The organism is Dolichospermum sp. FACHB-1250, from assembly GCF_014696335.1.
Lineage (GTDB): Bacteria > Cyanobacteriota > Cyanobacteriia > Cyanobacteriales > Nostocaceae > Dolichospermum > Dolichospermum planctonicum.
Map to the genome: position 1 here is coordinate 34,857 of NZ_JACJPZ010000034.1, position 16,377 is coordinate 51,233.

The 16,377-nt window shown below is 38.0% G+C and carries 15 protein-coding genes and 1 pseudogene; 8 read left to right on the forward strand and 8 right to left on the reverse strand.

What is annotated here, in order from left to right:
• Positions 1-25: 25 nt before the first annotated feature.
• Positions 26-649 carry a histidine phosphatase family protein gene (locus H6F39_RS13325; RefSeq protein WP_190396850.1) on the forward strand — a complete coding sequence of 208 codons (624 nt, stop codon included), beginning with the start codon at positions 26-28 and terminating at the stop codon, positions 647-649.
• 40 nt (positions 650-689) lie between these two features.
• Here the strand turns inward: H6F39_RS13325 and H6F39_RS13330 are convergent, their stop codons facing one another.
• The 4 genes from H6F39_RS13330 to mfd all read right to left on the reverse strand — a co-directional run bounded on the left by H6F39_RS13330 (position 690) and on the right by mfd (position 7,842).
• Complete coding sequence (locus tag H6F39_RS13330; RefSeq protein ID WP_190396851.1) at positions 690-1,100, reverse strand: ester cyclase; 411 nt, start codon at positions 1,098-1,100, stop codon at positions 690-692.
• Between the two features lie 412 nt (positions 1,101-1,512).
• On the reverse strand, positions 1,513-2,460 hold the full coding sequence (locus H6F39_RS13335; protein WP_190396852.1) for an aldo/keto reductase family protein: 948 nt from the start codon (positions 2,458-2,460) through the stop codon (positions 1,513-1,515).
• 405 nt (positions 2,461-2,865) lie between these two features.
• Positions 2,866-4,209: a guanitoxin biosynthesis MATE family efflux transporter GntT gene (gene gntT / locus H6F39_RS13340; RefSeq protein ID WP_190396853.1), complete on the reverse strand. Its 1,344-nt coding sequence runs from the start codon at positions 4,207-4,209 to the stop codon at positions 2,866-2,868.
• A 138-nt stretch (positions 4,210-4,347) separates the two neighbouring features.
• Positions 4,348-7,842: a transcription-repair coupling factor gene (gene mfd, locus H6F39_RS13345; protein WP_190396854.1), complete on the reverse strand. Its 3,495-nt coding sequence runs from the start codon at positions 7,840-7,842 to the stop codon at positions 4,348-4,350.
• 417 nt (positions 7,843-8,259) lie between these two features.
• Between mfd and H6F39_RS13350 the strand changes: the two genes are divergently transcribed.
• The 3 genes from H6F39_RS13350 to H6F39_RS13360 all read left to right on the forward strand — a co-directional run bounded on the left by H6F39_RS13350 (position 8,260) and on the right by H6F39_RS13360 (position 10,321).
• A complete protein-coding gene (locus tag H6F39_RS13350; RefSeq protein WP_190372294.1) occupies positions 8,260-9,570 on the forward strand; it encodes a hemolysin family protein in 1,311 nt (436 codons plus the stop codon).
• A 66-nt stretch (positions 9,571-9,636) separates the two neighbouring features.
• Complete coding sequence (locus tag H6F39_RS13355) at positions 9,637-9,936, forward strand: type II toxin-antitoxin system HigB family toxin (RefSeq protein ID WP_137908881.1); 300 nt, start codon at positions 9,637-9,639, stop codon at positions 9,934-9,936.
• The gene (locus H6F39_RS13360) at positions 9,920-10,321 is read left to right on the forward strand and encodes a type II toxin-antitoxin system HigA family antitoxin (protein WP_236097162.1); all 402 of its coding nucleotides are present in this window, start codon (positions 9,920-9,922) and stop codon (positions 10,319-10,321) included. Before H6F39_RS13355 ends, H6F39_RS13360 begins: the two co-directional genes overlap by 17 nt.
• Positions 10,322-10,719: 398 nt before the next feature.
• Here the strand turns inward: H6F39_RS13360 and rpiA are convergent, their stop codons facing one another.
• On the reverse strand, positions 10,720-11,430 hold the full coding sequence (gene rpiA / locus H6F39_RS13365) for a ribose-5-phosphate isomerase RpiA (protein ID WP_190372295.1): 711 nt from the start codon (positions 11,428-11,430) through the stop codon (positions 10,720-10,722).
• Between the two features lie 177 nt (positions 11,431-11,607).
• Positions 11,608-12,546, reverse strand: coding sequence for a putative 2-dehydropantoate 2-reductase (locus H6F39_RS13370; protein ID WP_190396855.1), 939 nt, complete (start codon positions 12,544-12,546; stop codon positions 11,608-11,610).
• A 114-nt stretch (positions 12,547-12,660) separates the two neighbouring features.
• On the opposite strand from H6F39_RS13370, the gene H6F39_RS13375 reads away from it, so the two are divergent.
• Together H6F39_RS13375 and H6F39_RS13380 are read left to right on the forward strand one after the other, a co-directional pair.
• Positions 12,661-13,062, forward strand: a complete 402-nt coding sequence (locus tag H6F39_RS13375) for a fasciclin domain-containing protein (RefSeq protein WP_028082616.1) — start codon at positions 12,661-12,663, stop codon at positions 13,060-13,062.
• A gap of 202 nt (positions 13,063-13,264) precedes the next feature.
• Positions 13,265-13,594, forward strand: a complete 330-nt coding sequence (locus H6F39_RS13380; RefSeq protein WP_137908877.1) for a hypothetical protein — start codon at positions 13,265-13,267, stop codon at positions 13,592-13,594.
• A 143-nt stretch (positions 13,595-13,737) separates the two neighbouring features.
• On the opposite strand, the gene H6F39_RS13385 is transcribed toward H6F39_RS13380, so the two are convergent.
• Together H6F39_RS13385 and murF are read right to left on the reverse strand one after the other, a co-directional pair.
• Positions 13,738-13,956 (reverse strand): hypothetical protein, encoded by a 219-nt coding sequence (locus tag H6F39_RS13385; protein ID WP_190372301.1) that lies wholly within the window; start codon positions 13,954-13,956, stop codon positions 13,738-13,740.
• A 372-nt stretch (positions 13,957-14,328) separates the two neighbouring features.
• Positions 14,329-15,687, reverse strand: coding sequence for a UDP-N-acetylmuramoyl-tripeptide--D-alanyl-D-alanine ligase (murF, locus tag H6F39_RS13390; RefSeq protein ID WP_137908876.1), 1,359 nt, complete (start codon positions 15,685-15,687; stop codon positions 14,329-14,331).
• Positions 15,688-15,839: 152 nt separating this feature from the next.
• Here murF and H6F39_RS13395 point away from each other — a divergent pair.
• Positions 15,840-16,016: pseudogene (locus tag H6F39_RS13395) on the forward strand (DUF5615 family PIN-like protein); the annotation flags it as partial.
• A 118-nt stretch (positions 16,017-16,134) separates the two neighbouring features.
• Positions 16,135-16,287 carry a DNA cytosine methyltransferase gene (locus tag H6F39_RS13400; protein ID WP_190396856.1) on the forward strand — a complete coding sequence of 51 codons (153 nt, stop codon included), beginning with the start codon at positions 16,135-16,137 and terminating at the stop codon, positions 16,285-16,287.
• Positions 16,288-16,377: the final 90 nt, after the last annotated feature.

A 16,377-nucleotide genomic window follows, 5' to 3' on the forward strand; every position in this document is an offset into this window, starting at 1 on the left:
ATCACTATTTGTAGGATAAGAACAAATGAAACTGATTATTGTACGACATGGGGAAACCGAGTGGAATGTACAGGACAAGGCTACGGGTCAACTCGATAGTCCATTGACACCCAAAGGTATCCGACAAGCTTACGCCATTGCCGATCGCCTACGTCGTCTTTCATTCACCAGCTTTTACAGCAGTGAACTGGGTCGTGCTGTGCAAACAGCTAACATTATTGCTGAAGTATGTGGCAAGAAAGTGATGATTGACCCGCAATTACGAGAGTGGAATATGGGAATATTTCAGGGATTAACAGTTTCTGAAATGCACCAGAAGTTTCCACAGGAGAGGCAAGACTATGAACGTATTGGCTATGAATACGTCATCCCAGAAGGAGAAAGTTTAAGGCAATGTAGGGATAGAGCCTTTCGGGTGATGAATGCGATCGCACAACGACATCCAGATGAAACCGTTGTGGTGATCACTCATGGTTGTGTCTTGATGGGTTTTTTTGAAATGGTGCTTGGTCTCCCACCTGGAAATAGTTGGCGTTTCCAGCTGTATAATGCGAACATCTGCACTTTTGAGTATGTTAACGGGTGCTGGAGTCTGATTGTCTGGAATGATGTGAGTCATCTCGAACAGATGGAGACCGTCACAGCTTAGTAGTATAGTTTAGAGAAGTCTGGCCAGGAATAATAGTCATTTAAACATTTTCGGCAGACTGAATCTGGCTGAGAATATCCGAAAGCGGCCAATATCCCCAAGATTCTGTAATCTTCTCGTTTTCAATCTTGAATATCTCTAAAGCCGCAAATTCTACTTTTGCGCCAGTGGGAGCTATTCCCACAAATTCACCCAGGTGCGTAGCTGTAAAGTGACCTCTAAATACGACTTGGTTATTTTCTTCAATTAGATCGTCAATCACTACTTTGATATCTGGAAAGGCTTTGTGAGTTCCCTTCAATATTGCGATCGCATCCTCGACGCTTCGCACTTGAGGTAGCCCATGATCTATATAATTTGCCGCAACATATTTGTAAGCAATTTCATAATCTTGAGTATTATAAATTTCAAAAAACTGTCTAACCACTTTCTTATTAGTCAGGCTATTCATAGAATCTTTTTTGTAAATTGACAGGTAAATCATACCTGAAGGCTATGACATTGTCAAACTTATCTGCCTTCTTACAGCAGTTTTCATGTATTTAGACCACACCTGGAATTAATCTCTTCTTTCTTCCTTTGTCCCTTCGCGCCTACTCTTGCGAGATCGCCTAACGGCGATTGCGTGAGATATAAAGATGTGATTCATTGACCCGAAAATTGCTGTAAGTTTCTAGTGGGAAGGCGTAAGTTTCTTAATCAGGGCTTACGCAAAAAATCTCTCAAACTCTCTTGCCTTCGTGTCCTTTGTATCCTAATGCCTACTGACTCGTCAGGGATACGTGGTTTGTTCTTTTGTAACTTGTGCATAAGTCCTATTGATGATCTTGAGAATCTTGCCAATATCAGAATAGCTACTTTCCTCACTTGCGAACCACTGATACTAGTATATTGTCAATTGCTGCCAATATATCTGCATCCAATTGCACTCCTGAAGCACCAACATTGTCAACAATTTGTTGCGGACGACTAGCACCGATAATGGCTGAAGATACATATTCAGAATGTAGTACCCAAGCAAAAGCTAACTGTGCCATATTCAACCCTAAGTCTTGGGCAATGGGTTTTAGGTTCTGCACTGCTGTGAGAATGGAATCACTAAACAACTCCTCCAGCAAATACCAATTCATTTTCTCATTTGCAGCGCGAGAATTTGCAGGTGGAGCTTGTCCTGGCTGGTATTTGCCTGTAAGTACACCTTGAGCTAGTGGCGACCAAACAATCTGACCAATACCATTAGCTGCACACAATGGAAATACTTCTGCCTCCGGTGTGCGCCAGAGCATAGAATACTGAGGTTGGCTGGAAACAAAGCTTTCAACATCAGCAATATCAAGCGCAGACTGAATTTGTTCTGGAGTCCACTCGCTAAATCCTATGTAACGAGCTTTTCCCTGACGCACTACCTCAGTCAATGCTGTCATTGTTTCCTCCAAAGGTGTATCTGGATCGTAGCGATGGCATTGATACAGGTCAACATAATCGGTACGCAGTCGGTTTAAGGAAGCATCAATTTGTTTTTTGATCTGGGCAGCTGACAACCCTCGATCAACAGGTGACGTGGGAAAAAATACCTTCGTTGCTAAGAGATACGATGAGCGATCAATTCCTTGTAATACTTCACCGAGAAATGACTCAGCACCGCCAGCGGCATAAGAATTAGAAGTATCAATAAAGTTAATCCCCAGGTCAAAGGCTTTGTAAATACAAGCTTCTGCATTTTCCTTTTCTACACCTTCATGAATACCCCATGAACCAAGACTGATTTCAGAAATAAGCAATTCACTGTTACCTAATTTTCTGTATTGCATTGTATTTATGATTTCATTGTATTTATGATTTGGTTAGTATTTTGCTCTTGATTTACGATCAGAAACTAATTAATACCAATTTAATATGAAGCTGCACATTATTTTTATTTTCACCCCTCCCAACCTCCCCTCTTGAGGGGAGGTGCCCAAGGCGGTGGGGATTCTGGTGCGTCTTCATGTAAAAATGGTTTAATCCAAATAATATGAACCGCCCAATTGCTATGATAATATGAAAGTTTGGGCGGTATTAAGTAGGTTGGCGTTAAAAATTGTCGTTATGACAAGGGAACAGGGAACAGGGAACAGGGAACAGGGAACAGGGAAGAGGTTTTGGGCAACTTTACTTTTCGTTACTTATGTCGGTTTTTTTCCGCTCACCTACTTATCCAGATAAATTAAATTTGATTATGAGTTGACAACAGTTTCTTTTTCCTCATTTGATGGCAAAGTCATGGGTATCTGTATTCCCAGAGTCAGAGTACAGGATAACATAAATATGAATAGAGCCAACCATAAAAAATGATTGCTATGAAAATAGAAAGTTGATAAACATAGACCGATGAATCCCAGCAAGCCACTGATTAAGTATGTATTGCGTACAGCAACTCCCTCACCCAAGCCAGCAAAATATCCATCTAAAATATAAGCAAATCCCGACCACACTACAACAAGCAGCACCCAAGGAATATAAACTCTAATTGCTTCTACCAATTCAGAATGGTTAGTGAATATATTAAATATGGGGTCAGGAAAAAAGACAGCAGCCAACCCAACTACTAAACCAATTACCAGATTAGTTCCTAATGCAATTTGCAAAAGTGGGACGAGTTTATGTGTTTGGCCTTGACTTTGAAAGTTACCTGTTAAAGTTGTTGTAGCGTATTCTACTCCATCACACATATACATACTTAACGCTACTACTTGCATAAGTAAAATATTTTCCGCCAAAATATTAGTTCCTAATGTTGCACTAAAAACATTAAAAAGAACAAAAATACATACGATAACTACAGACCTAACAGATAGATTGCTGTTGAGAACAAAAGGATTTTGCAATGCGGAAAAACTGCGGACTTTCCCTAGTAAATTAACTACTTCTTGGAACGTAACTTCACGGCTAATCATCACCAGCCCTACAAATAAAGTTATATACTGGCTGATAGCTTGGGACAATCCAGCCCCCATGCTTGACCAATCCCAAAGCACAATGAAAACGTAATTGAGTAGAACATTAGCAATGTTACCTATAATAGTTAGTAAAAGGACTTGACGATTTTTTTCTCTGCCAAGAAACCAGCCAACTAAGACGAAATTGACTAAAGCCACAGGCGCTCCCCAAATTCGTCCCTGAAAATAAGCCATACCAGCAAGTTCTACGTCTGAACTAGTATTTAACAACATAAAACCTAGCTTCCCTATAGGGTATTGCAGTAGCAGAAACAGGATACCCAATCCCAAAGCAATTAAGACATTTTGTAGTCCTGCTAACAACATTGCTTCTCGATCATCTCTGCCAACGGCTTGAGATGTAACTGCGGTTGTTCCTGACTTGATAAACGAACAACTCTCATAGAGAAAATCAAACAAAATAGCACCTAATCCCACTCCTGCTAAATAACTAATGCTTGATAAGTGTCCCAAGAACGCTACGCTGATTGCACCGGACAGGGGAATAGTCATATTAGATACTACGTTAACAGTAGCCGTTTTCAGAAAGCGATATAGAAAGTCGTATTGAAGCAATGTCACAGTCTTTTAGGATAGATAATCGAATACATTTTACAATACTGATACCTTAATATGATTAAAATAAACCCAAGATTAATTAATACTGTTGTTGGGTTGCGCTGTTACTTAACCCAACCTCCAAAATCTACAAAATCAAACTCAAGGAGTTTCAGAAATTGCACCTTGCATTTTCATGAAAGTATCAATTAAAGTCTGCAATTGTTGATCTGCTTTAAAAACTCCTAAACCTCTTGCTGTCACTTTTCCAGGAGAATAAACAAACCGAGATTTCATATTTGAAGTTAACTTTTCTGCTAATAGATTCCAAGCTGGTTCTTCCATTGGTGTTTCTAAAACAATATGCTGTTTATTCTCTGGTTTAATGCGACTAAATCCCAGGTTTTTAGCTAATTGTTTTAATTCCATCACGCGCAATAATTGATTTGCTGGTAGGGGTATAGTACCATATCTATCAGTCCATTCAGCAGCGATTTGTTTTAATTCATATTTTGATTTTACCGTGGCTACAGCGCGATAAGCACTCATTTTTTGATCAAGATCAGTAATGTAATTGGAAGGAATAAATGCAGTGAGATTAAGATCAATTTGCGTATCTTCAACTTTGGGTATTTCTTGACCTCTAATTTCTCGAATTGCTTCCTCTAACATCTCCATATACAAATCAAAGCCAATTGCATCCATTTGACCAGATTGTTCTGCACCTAGCAAGTTACCCACACCGCGAATTTCCATATCTCGCATTGCTAATTGATATCCAGAACCGAGTTGAGTAAATTCTTGAATTGCTCTTAATCTTTGTCTAGCGGCATCGGATAATTCTCTTTGTTTGGGGTAAAATAACCATGCGTGAGCTTGAATTCCCGCACGACCGACCCGACCCCGCAATTGATATAATTGAGATAAACCAAAACGGTGAGCATCTTCAATTAAAATTGTGTTAACTCGCGGAATATCTAAACCAGATTCGATAATTGTCGTACAAACAAGAATATCCGCGTCATTATTTCCGAAAGTCAGCATAGTTGATTCTAATTCACTTTCGTCCATTTGACCATGAGCGATCGCAAATCTTCCTCCGGGAACCATTTCCCGCAAATTTGCAGTGGTTTCTTCAATTCCGTCTACTCGCGGAACTACATAAAATACCTGGCCACCTCGATCTAATTCTTGACGAATTGCACTTCTGACAATTTCCGGTTTTAGGGGTGCGAGGTGGGTTTGAATTGGTCTTCTGGTGGGGGGTGGAGTGGTAATTAAACTCATTTCCCTAATTCCTGATAATGACATATACAAGGTTCTGGGAATAGGGGTAGCGGAAAGAGTTAAAACATCAACTTCTGTTTTCAGACTTTTGATTTTTTCTTTTTGATTAACTCCAAATCTTTGTTCTTCGTCAATTACTAAAAGTCCTAAATCTTTAAATTGCACACTTTTTCCTAATAATTGATGTGTACCAACTACTATATCTAATTCCCCAGTTGCCAGACGTTTTTGAATATTCCGTTTTTCTTCCGCACTACGAAAGCGATTGAGTAAACCTACATTAATTGGATAAGGTGCAAAACGTTCTTTAATTGTGTGATAATGTTGTTGAGTTAAAATTGTCGTTGGTGCTAAAAGTGCCACCTGCTTTCCTGCGGTGACAGCTTTAAAAATTGCCCTAATTGCTACTTCAGTTTTACCAAAACCCACATCTCCACATACTAACCTATCCATGGGTCTCTCACTTTCCATGTCCCGTTTTACGTCTTGTACTGCTTTTAGTTGATCTGTGGTAGGATGATAAGGGAAAGAATCCTCCATTTCTTCTTGCCAAGGCATATCTGCGGGATAGGAAAAACCCTGTTGTTGCGATCGCGCTGCATACAATTTTAACAAATCTACTGCTAATTTCTTAATCGCTTTTCTGACTTTATTCTTAGTATTATCCCAAGCTTTTCCAGTCATTTTATGCAGTTCTGGAGGTTTATCTGCATTGGTTCTAAATCGAGATAAAGAACCAACTTGATCAGCAGCAACCCTTAATAAACCATCTGCATATTGCACAACTAAATAATCACGGGTTTCCTCGTTAATTGTCAGACTTTCTAATTTCACAAATTTGCCAATTCCATGACTACGATGAACAACAAAATCCCCTGGACGTAATTTATTAGGATCAACTTGCTTAGATGTCGCTTGACGACGTTTACGGACATAGCCGAAATTAGCTAAGGAATGTTGTCCATAAAATTCTCTATCAGTGACAATAACTAACCGATAAGAAGGTAAAATAAAACCTTCTAATTCCGCTAAACCAGAATATTTTAGAGCAGTTGGTGTATGATTAATTTGTAGTTTATCAATGGCTTGATAATCACGAGGATTGGGAATAAACTGCGCGGGACAATCGTGTTCTTGTAGGAGAGAAACCGAACGGGAAGGTTGAGCCGAAAGTATCCAAATTCCAAAATTACGATCGCGTTCTTTCCTAATTGTCTCCGCTAATTTAGCAAATTGGTGAGGAGTCACCGGTAAAGGTCTACTCCCCAAATTCAAACCACTATTTTCTTCTGATAATTCCGATAAATATAACTTTTTAAAATTACTAATTTCTGCTATACACTCATCAAAATTGCGATGAATTTTAGGTAATTCAACAGATAACTGACCACTGACCACTGACCACTGACTTTGAGCATTTTCCACCCAGCGATCGCTATGAGCATAACATTGCTCTGGCTCATCAATGGCCACAAAAGTATTTTTAGGTAAATAGTCAAGTAATGAAGCGGGTTTTGTAAAAGCCAACCCCAAAAGCCGCCGACTCCCCTCTATATTGTCCTCCTTCATATCCCCTTCTAAAAGGGGTAAAGCGTCTGAATTTAATAATGTATCATCCTTTAATCCGTTTAAAATAATTGGTGCGAAACTTGTGGGAGTGAGGGTAATTTTTTCTACCTTCTCCAAAGCTGAACGCTGGGTAGACGGGTCAAATTCCCGAATTTGTTCAATTTCATCTCCAAACCATTCCAAGCGCACAGGTAACTCCGAAGACACCGGAAACACATCCACAATATCCCCTCGTCTACTCCATTGTCCTTCAGTTTCCACCAGGGGAACTCGTTCATATCCCAAAACAGTGATTTTTAGAGCAAATTCATCCAAATCAAAACCCATTCCTTTTTCCAAAGTCACAGAGAATGACTTAAACGCCTCCGGTGGTGGTAAATGTGGTTGTAATGCGCTTACAGTGGCAATAATGGCTATATTATTATTATTCTTAGCTAATTGACCAGCCACCGCTGACGACTGACAATTAACCAAATCAGTTAAAACCTGCATTTGTCCCCAACTTAACTCATTTTCAGGGTCAAAGGGTTCGTAGGGAGAAGCTTCCGAAGTAGGGTAAAAATGGACAGTTTTCCAGCCCATGGCTTCCATTTGGGCGAAAACCCGCCCAGCTTCCTCCAGAGTAGCACAGACCACGCACAAATTTTGATCTTCATAATTTGCTAATGCTGAAGCTACCAGTCCCTTGGGGAAACGAGAAATCCCATTTAACCGCAATTCCTGTTGTTTGTTGAGTTTAGTGATTAGTTCTGCGGTCAGCAAAGATCGGGACAAAGCACGGACAATAGAAGAAAATGGCATAAGTTTTACGCTAAATTGGCAGTTGTTACCGATATGAAAATCTAGAAGCCCTTGATATCAACTATTTTAAAAGTTTTAATCGCTCTCTTGACAGTGAAGGGGCAAAAAATCTAGCCTAGAAATGATTTATCAAGTCAACCTTAGATCAACCAGACTGGATTTAACTTGTATAATTCTAGTAACATCTTACTAAAGCGTGTTACTTTCAGCGTAACACACCCTACTGAATATTTACTTGATAATTAGACTCTTAACTGCTAATAGATAGAAGAAATCTGACCACTACTTTGTTTATAGTCAAAGTATTTAAGAGAATCACCTAAAATAATGGATACTAAAATAAGTCAGATTTAATTAACATTAGCCCGAATTTTGGAACTCCGTATAATTTTACTCTTTATACCAGCAATTTTAAAAATGTCTTCCCTCTCTTTTGAACTTTTCACAATTTTGGTGCTAATTTTCGCCAACGGTGTGTTTTCCATGTCGGAAATGGCCGTAGTCTCGTCCCGGAAAGTTAGACTACAGCAGTTAGTTAACCAAGGGGATATTAACGCTAGGGCTGCATTAAAATTAGCAGAATCTCCCAATCATTTTTTGTCTATTGTCCAGGTGGGGATTACACTGATTAATATTCTTAATGGTGTATTCGGAGGTGCTACTATTGCCAAAAGACTAGAAGACTATATTAAGCTAGTCCCCATTTTAGCCAATTATAGTAATGCGATCGCCTTTGGGATAGTTGTTTTACTCATTACCTATTTTTCCCTAATTGTCGGTGAACTCGTACCCAAACGTCTCGCTTTAAATAACCCCGAAAAAATCGCCGCTTTTGTAGCTATACCTATGCGGGCTTTAGCAAGAATCGCCTCACCTGTAGTTTATCTTTTAAGTGCATCTACAGACCTAGTATTGCGAATTTTAGGAATTACACCCTCAGAAGAACCCCAAGTCACAGAAGAAGAAATTAAAATCTTAATCGAACAAGGTACGGAAGCAGGGACCTTTGAAGAAGCCGAACAAGACATGGTAGAAAGGGTTTTCCGATTAGGCGATCGCCCCGTTACCTCCTTTATGACACCCAGACCTGATATAGTCTGGTTAGACTTGGAAGATCCTGCTGAAGAAAACCGCCAAAAAATGACCGAAAGCGCCTACTCTCGGTATCCAGTTTGTCAAGGGGGATTGGATACAGTTCTGGGTATAATTCCTGTCACCGACTTACTAGCCAGAAGTTTACGTAATGAACCCTTAGATCTAACCCTGGGATTACGTCAACCCGTATTTGTTCCCGAAAGTACGCGGGGATTAAGAGTTTTAGAACTGTTTAAACAAACCGCGACTCACATGGCCTTAGTCGTAGATGAATATGGAGTCATACAGGGATTAGTTACCCTGAATGATATCATGAGTGAAATAGTCGGTGATGTTCCCGCAGGACCAGGACAAGAAGAACCCCAAGCAGTACAAAGGGAAGATGGTTCTTGGTTAGTAGATGGAATGTTAGGAATAGAAGAGTTTTTAGAACTATTTGATCTCGAAGAATTAGAAACTGAAGAAAGGGGAAATTATCAAACATTAGGAGGTTTTGTGATCACCCATTTAGGACGTATTCCCGCAGCAGCAGATCATTTTGAATGGGATAATATGCGCTTTGAAGTTATGGATATGGACGGAAATCGGGTTGATAAAGTATTAGTTGTACCCAGGAGAATGAATAATGGGTAATTGGTAATTGGTAATTGGTGATAAACTAGAAATTATCTATTTATTGTCTTTAATTTTTCTTGTTTAATGCACGTTATCAGCCGGAAAAAGCTCAGAGATTTTTGTCAGGAACACGCAAACAGTTGTGAAATTCTTGACGACTGGTATATTACTGCTAGTAAAGCTGATTGGCGTAATTTAGTACAAGTACAATCTGTTTATCCTAAAGCTGAAGCTGTTGGTAATTTCACAGTTTTCAATATTAAAGGCAATAAATACCGTTTGATTTCTAGTATTAATTATGATAAACAGGTAATCTATATTAAATATGTCTTAACTCATGCAGAATATGACAAAGACTACTGGAAAAATGACCCTTACTTTTAATTCAGACGCTTACAGCAAATTACTGTCCCAGTATCAACCACGAGTAATAAAAACGGAGGAAGAAAATGAGCAGTTTTTAGCAGTTGTGGAAGATTTACTTTCTCGTTCTCATCTAACTTCAGAAGAAGATACCTTATTGGAGTTATTAATGAGGCTAATTGAAGACTTTGAAAGTCAGCATTATCAGTTAAATATTTCTACTCCTGCTTCAAGAATTTTGCATTTGCTGGAAGCGCAGGGTTTGGAAACAGATGATTTAATTTCTATTTTTGGTTCAAGTAATTTGGTTTCTCAGATAATTAATGGTGAGGTGGGAGTGACGCAAGAACAAGCTAATATTTTGGGGAAATTTTTAAAAGTCGATGCTAGTTTGTTTGTTAGCTAAAAAACGACTTTTTCAGCAAAATCCCATTTTTGTATCATGGGTATTTCTGATTCCGAAACACTCCCACAATCACAGCAATTCCCGTTTTTATGAAATAAAATATCAGAGATAGGTTAAATATGCTTTCATGACGATATCTATTTTTATTCTTTCTGGGCTTACCTCCTAACTTCGGAAACTGCTGTATTAACCATATAAATAACATATAAATAATCAAATATGTTCAGGTATTTCTCTCTTCCTCTGCGACCTTTGCGCCTCTGCGTGAGACAAAAAATCCCGTTCACTGATACCAGACTCAATAGATAATTTATTGAGTTTCAGTTAGAAAAAAGGGTACTAAAAAACCATTTTCTTCCTTTTTTCTAACCATTAACTTACACCATTACATCAGGAAATTAAAGCTGTCTAACAACAGGTTTACCGTCAATAACCTCACCGACAAGAACGATATCTGCACAATTGACAAAAATACCATTTTCCAGAACACCAGGAATATTATTCAGAGTTTTTTCTAGATTTACAGGATCTTCGATCTGATCAAATGTCACATCTAAAACCATATTACCTTGGTCAGTGATCACAGGTCCTGCTTTTTTTACACCCATACGCAGTGTTGGCTTACCACCGAGCGCTTTAATAGCATTAGTGACAGGAGTAAGCGCCATAGGAATGACTTCTACAGGGACAGCAAACACAGAACCCAGTTTATCTACTAGTTTACCACTATCAACGACCACAATAAACTGTGTTGCCAAGTAATCTACAACCTTTTCGCGGGTATGCGCGGCACCACCACCTTTAATTAAGTTTTTATGGGGATCTACTTCATCCGCACCATCTATAGCAATATCAATATGGTCCACAGCGTCTAAAGTAGTGAGGGGAACGCCATACTCTTTTGCTAAAACTTCTGACTGAAATGAGGTGGGAATACCGACAATATCCTCAAGTTCTCCAGATTTGAGCCGTTCTCCTAAATACTGAATTGTGTAGGCTGTGGTTGAACCTGTACCCAAACCGACTATCGAACCTGATTTTACCAAATTGGCCGCGGCCTTGCCAACTTCTTGCTTCATCAATTTAACTGGGTCTGCTGGTATGGACATTCTTTAACTCCTGAAAAACTCATGCCAAGGTACTGTTACAGCCGACTATACTACAAAAGAGGATCAATTTAGCTTAGTAATTATAGGAGTTATGCAAAATATCTGGAGAAACTCTTTCCTTCGTGGTTCATTATTCAGTGACTTGTACCTAAGTCCTCAATTAGTTAAACTTAAAATTTATTTTCTCATTCTCATATCCAAAAACTTCAATTGTTGATATAAACAGCGAATTTGTTGTAAATATACACCCGCTGCTTCGGCTTTCCTAAATGGGTTGCCAAAAATTGCTTCTATCTCTAAAGGACGACATTCATCAAAATCAATCTTCATACTGGTGCGGTAGGGTTTCATTTTTACGGTGTAATCTAACATAGTTTGAATAAAACTTTCGGGAATAATTCTCCCTGTACTTTTTGCCCCCGCTGCTACTTCCCACATCAAATTTTCTACTAATTGTCGAGTATGAATATCGGCCATGAGTTCATCAGTTCTCGCATCAAGAATTACAGATAAACCATTGTAGGGAATATTCCAGACTAATTTTTTCCACCGTCCTAATAGTAAATCTTCTAACAGTTCTATAGATATGCCCGCATTTTCAAAATCTGCTGTAACTTCCCGCATTTTTTGAGTAATGCCAGTTAATTGATAATTAGATGTATATTCCCCCAAAGTAATTTGTCCATAATCTAAATGATGAATATGCCCTGGTGCAACTTTATTAGAACAGAGGAAACATAAGCCGCCAATAATGCTAACATTGCTGACAATTTCCGCAACTTCTGCCTCTATATCCAGTCCATTTTGTAATACTAATACCGTCCCATTATCTTTAACTATTGGTGGTAATAAATCGCGTAAAAGTTGATTTTGAGTAGTTTTTAATGATACTATTACCACATCACACTGTGGCATCTTTTCTACATTGTTATAAGCATTAACTTGGGGGAGGGTAAAGTCACCGTCTTTAGACTCAATGATTAAACCGTTTTCCCTTACCTGTTGATAATCACTTTTGAGTAAATAGTGAACTTCTAAACCGGATTTTTGCAGTTTTGCACCATAAAATCCGCCTAATGCACCAGTTCCCAATATTGCATAAGTGCGTTTAACCATATTATGTATAGAAAAATCATCAGGTCAGATTTTACCAGAATTGTAGCTAATTAAACTTAAACATGATTTACTATTTTCTAGAACCTTTGCTAGATATAAGGTGAGGTAAAATTAATGGCTGATATTGTTGATATTGCAGTTAGTAATGATGCGTTTAAAACTTTGGTAGCGGCTGTGTCCGCTGCTGGGTTAGTAGAAACATTAAAAAGTCCCGGTCCATTTACCGTGTTTGCACCCACTGATGATGCTTTTGCCAAATTGCCCCCCGGCACAATTACAACTTTATTACAAAACCTTCCCCAGTTAGCACGGATTTTAACCTATCATGTCGTTCCTGGTAAGTTAACAAAGGATGATTTGGCAAAACTGGGTACAGTAACTTCTGTGGAAGGTTCTCCTATTAAAATTAATTGTGATCATGGTTTTGAGGTGAAAAATGCTACAGTTTTAGCCGCCGATATTGTTGCAGATAATGGCGTGATTCATGTTATTGATACTGTGATTTTGATGGGTTAATCCCACCTTTTCACTTGGGAAATCTTATAGAGACGTTTTATACAGCGTCTCTATTATGAATAAATTTAGTTGTCAAGGCTAATTCTTTAAAAAAAGTAACATAAATACTATGATTACTCACTTTTGATATACTATAATCTTATTAATCTATTATTTACAATAAAACTTAATCATAAGTACCGACAATTATCCCCAAAAATCAATGTTAGATTTCAACACCTTAGCTGAGTTTTCCCGCAACAACTGTATAGGCATTTGTGCCTTTCTTGTCCCGGCCAATATCCTAACAACCTTATTAACGATTATCCTCACCTTCCTAAATCGTCCCCTGGGTCAAGTATGGATATCTACAGGATTAGCCTGTTTATTTGCCAGTGTCATGGTGCTGCACGTTTATACTTGGTTTATGATTGGTGTAGTCATGGCACCAACTTATATTTTATTGTCCCTAGCAGTTACTTGTTTATTGACCAATCTTTTGCTAATTATCTGGCGGAGAAATTCTCTACAATTATTTTCTCTTGGTAAGTAACTACAACAAAAGTCAAAATTTCAGGAATACCAAAAACTGGATATTTGGCTTTTTTTATAAACAGTCAGAATAGTAGTTAAAAATATAAATCACTATTCTGACTATGGTTAATAGCTGTTAATCAACAGCTTATTTTTTAGGTTTTAGCAGTAACCCCAGCCGCAACAGGGATTATAACCGCCATAATAACGGCCATAACCGCCATAACCGCCATAAACGCCATAACCGCCATAACCATAATACCTATGTCCACCAACAACGTTTTGTACTTCCTCGGTAGCTAGTTCATTAAGAAAACTAGTAGCATCATTAAATAAATCATAACCGATAGGAAGTAGTGCAGATATTTGGATATTAGCCATGATAATTACTCCTTGATTTGATGAATTGTCTTGACAAAAGATAAATGAGATTAGACTTGCTATAGACTAACCTTACTTCTGATTCTTCCCAAAATCATTGATAAATTCAAGGCTTTGACCTCAATGGATAAGACTTAATTGAACTATTTTTGTCTAGTTATTCATGGTAATTAGCAGTTAAAAGATGTTTATTAATTTACAGTTTTTGAAACTTACCAGGAACGTATTTTAGAGATGTTTCATGCAACATCTCTACAAAAAATGTCATTTTTATTGTGGATTAGATTTACGGAAAATACCGACTTAATTAAGTTTATTTTGTCTAAATTACATGAGATAGACAACATATCTAAACCCAATATTCAATTGTCTTTAATTGGTAAATTCTGCCCGTAATTGATTAACAACTCGATCTAATCCCACAGAATGGGCGGCTTTGAATAATAAGCAATCTCCCGTTTGCATAAATGTTTTCAATCTTGTTACCAAATCAGTATGGGTAGTAAAACATTCACAAGATATATTATCGGCACTATTAGCAATAATTTCCGCATCTTGACCATCAACTAACACCAACAACCCATCAAGATGCAAATTTTTGACCATTTCCCCGACTTTTTGATGCAGTTCTGCGGATCTTTCTCCTAGTTCCTTCATTGCCCCTAAAACCGCAATTTTCCGCTTTCCTGGTGTGTCTGCTAACAACTGTAAAGCAGCTAACATGGCTTCTGGGGCGGCATTATAGGTTTCATCTAAAATCACGATATCATGAGGTAAAGTGAAGCGTTGACTTCTACCTATAGGCATATTTACCATGATACCAGATTGTAATAATTGCCAATCAATTTCTAATACCTGAGCTACGGCTAAAGCTGCTAAAAAATTACTAGCATTATGACGACCAGGTAAGGGTAAAAGTAAACGCTTTCCAGCAACTTCTACGATTTCATTATTAATTAATTCTCCTTGAATATCACCACCAGAAAAACCGTAACTGATAACTTTACCCTGCCAAAATTTCGCTGCTGTCGCCATTAATCGGGGATTATCATAGTTAAGAATGGCGATACTATGATCTGGCATTGTGGCTAATAATTCACATTTAGCTTCAGCAATTGCTGCTTCTGAACCAAGTAATTCAATATGGGCTGTTCCCACATTAGTAATTACCCCAATTGTTGGTTTAGTAATTTCTGTGAGTTCGGCAATTTGTCCCCTTCCCCGCATAGCCATTTCTATAACAGCAAAATCATCTCCTTTCGTCAATTCTAAAAGAGTTTTGGGAACACCTATTTCATTATTAAAATTCCCGTAGGTTTTATGAACTTTTCCTTTTGTAGCTAAAACTGCGGAAATTAGTTCTTTAGTGGTGGTTTTACCTACTGAACCAGTGATGCCAATTACAGGAATAGAAAAGGTTTCCCGCCACCATTTAGCAATTTGCTGATATGCTTTTAAAGTATCTTTAACCCGCAAAATCGGAAAACCCGGATTTTGATTTTCATAGCCATAATCAACTATAGCCAATATAGCCCCTTTAGCGATCGCTGTTGGCACAAAATCATGTCCGTCAAACTTTTCCCCTCGCAAAGCCAAAAAGACCTCACCCGGTTGCAAAATGCGGGTATCTGTTTGTATACCAGCCAACTGGGCTAAGGTAGATACAGATACATTCACAGGTTCAGCTACAAGAACTTCAAGCAGTTGAGAGATAGTGGTAGAGACTGACATACTGATAAACGATAAGGTATTTTAAAGGTAATAACCTTATCATTTTTTGTGTCACGTGGACATAGTGCTATAATTTAGTTTATATTGTACTACAAGTTTTTTCAGAAAATCGCTAAAATAGAAATACACTTGCTACTTATGAATTACAGAGACTATATTACAATCGAAACTCGCTTCATGTTCGGGATGTAGGGATGAAAGCAATAATAGACCCGATAGTTTGGAATGATGCAAAAGATAATGATTTGATGATTGTCTCGAAAGATGCCTGCCATTGCTTGCTCTCTCATAATCGCACTGAAAATTTGCAACTGCATTCAAACCAGTAATAAGGTGCGTTACATTTCATTAACGCACCCTACAGGATTTGCTGTATACTGAAACAATAAGTATTATAATATCAGCTTAAAATCATGTGTATATCAATATTTAACAATGAGGATAAAAATGATTAAATTCATAGATTTGTTTTGTGGTACAGGGGGATTTAGAATAGCCGTTGAAATGATTTGTAATCAGTATAATATTTCCTCTCAATGTGTTTTTTCTAGTGATATTGATATAGACTCGCAAAAAATACAGCACTTCCCGGTGTTATGAGGTACAGTAACAACAATTAGTGAACCAATTTTTTAAATGTTGAGGATTCATCAAATCGAGAGCAACAGAAATAACTTTATCAACTATTTC

Excerpts from the sequence above, each read along its gene's own strand:
- murF (WP_137908876.1), bottom strand. The coding sequence starts at position 15,687 with ATGTCAGTCTCTACCACTATCTCTCAACTGCTTGAAGTTCTTGTAGCT.
- H6F39_RS13370 (WP_190396855.1), bottom strand. The coding sequence starts at position 12,546 with ATGGTTAAACGCACTTATGCAATATTGGGAACTGGTGCATTAGGCGGA.
- rpiA (WP_190372295.1), bottom strand. The coding sequence starts at position 11,430 with ATGTCCATACCAGCAGACCCAGTTAAATTGATGAAGCAAGAAGTTGGC.
- H6F39_RS13400 (WP_190396856.1), top strand. The coding sequence starts at position 16,135 with ATGATTAAATTCATAGATTTGTTTTGTGGTACAGGGGGATTTAGAATA.
- H6F39_RS13360 (WP_236097162.1), top strand. The coding sequence starts at position 9,920 with ATGACCCTTACTTTTAATTCAGACGCTTACAGCAAATTACTGTCCCAG.
- H6F39_RS13325 (WP_190396850.1), top strand. The coding sequence starts at position 26 with ATGAAACTGATTATTGTACGACATGGGGAAACCGAGTGGAATGTACAG.
- H6F39_RS13375 (WP_028082616.1), top strand. The coding sequence starts at position 12,661 with ATGGCTGATATTGTTGATATTGCAGTTAGTAATGATGCGTTTAAAACT.
- H6F39_RS13350 (WP_190372294.1), top strand. The coding sequence starts at position 8,260 with ATGTCTTCCCTCTCTTTTGAACTTTTCACAATTTTGGTGCTAATTTTC.
- mfd (WP_190396854.1), bottom strand. The coding sequence starts at position 7,842 with ATGCCATTTTCTTCTATTGTCCGTGCTTTGTCCCGATCTTTGCTGACC.
- H6F39_RS13385 (WP_190372301.1), bottom strand. The coding sequence starts at position 13,956 with ATGGCTAATATCCAAATATCTGCACTACTTCCTATCGGTTATGATTTA.
- H6F39_RS13355 (WP_137908881.1), top strand. The coding sequence starts at position 9,637 with ATGCACGTTATCAGCCGGAAAAAGCTCAGAGATTTTTGTCAGGAACAC.
- H6F39_RS13335 (WP_190396852.1), bottom strand. The coding sequence starts at position 2,460 with ATGCAATACAGAAAATTAGGTAACAGTGAATTGCTTATTTCTGAAATC.
- H6F39_RS13330 (WP_190396851.1), bottom strand. The coding sequence starts at position 1,100 with ATGAATAGCCTGACTAATAAGAAAGTGGTTAGACAGTTTTTTGAAATT.
- H6F39_RS13380 (WP_137908877.1), top strand. The coding sequence starts at position 13,265 with ATGTTAGATTTCAACACCTTAGCTGAGTTTTCCCGCAACAACTGTATA.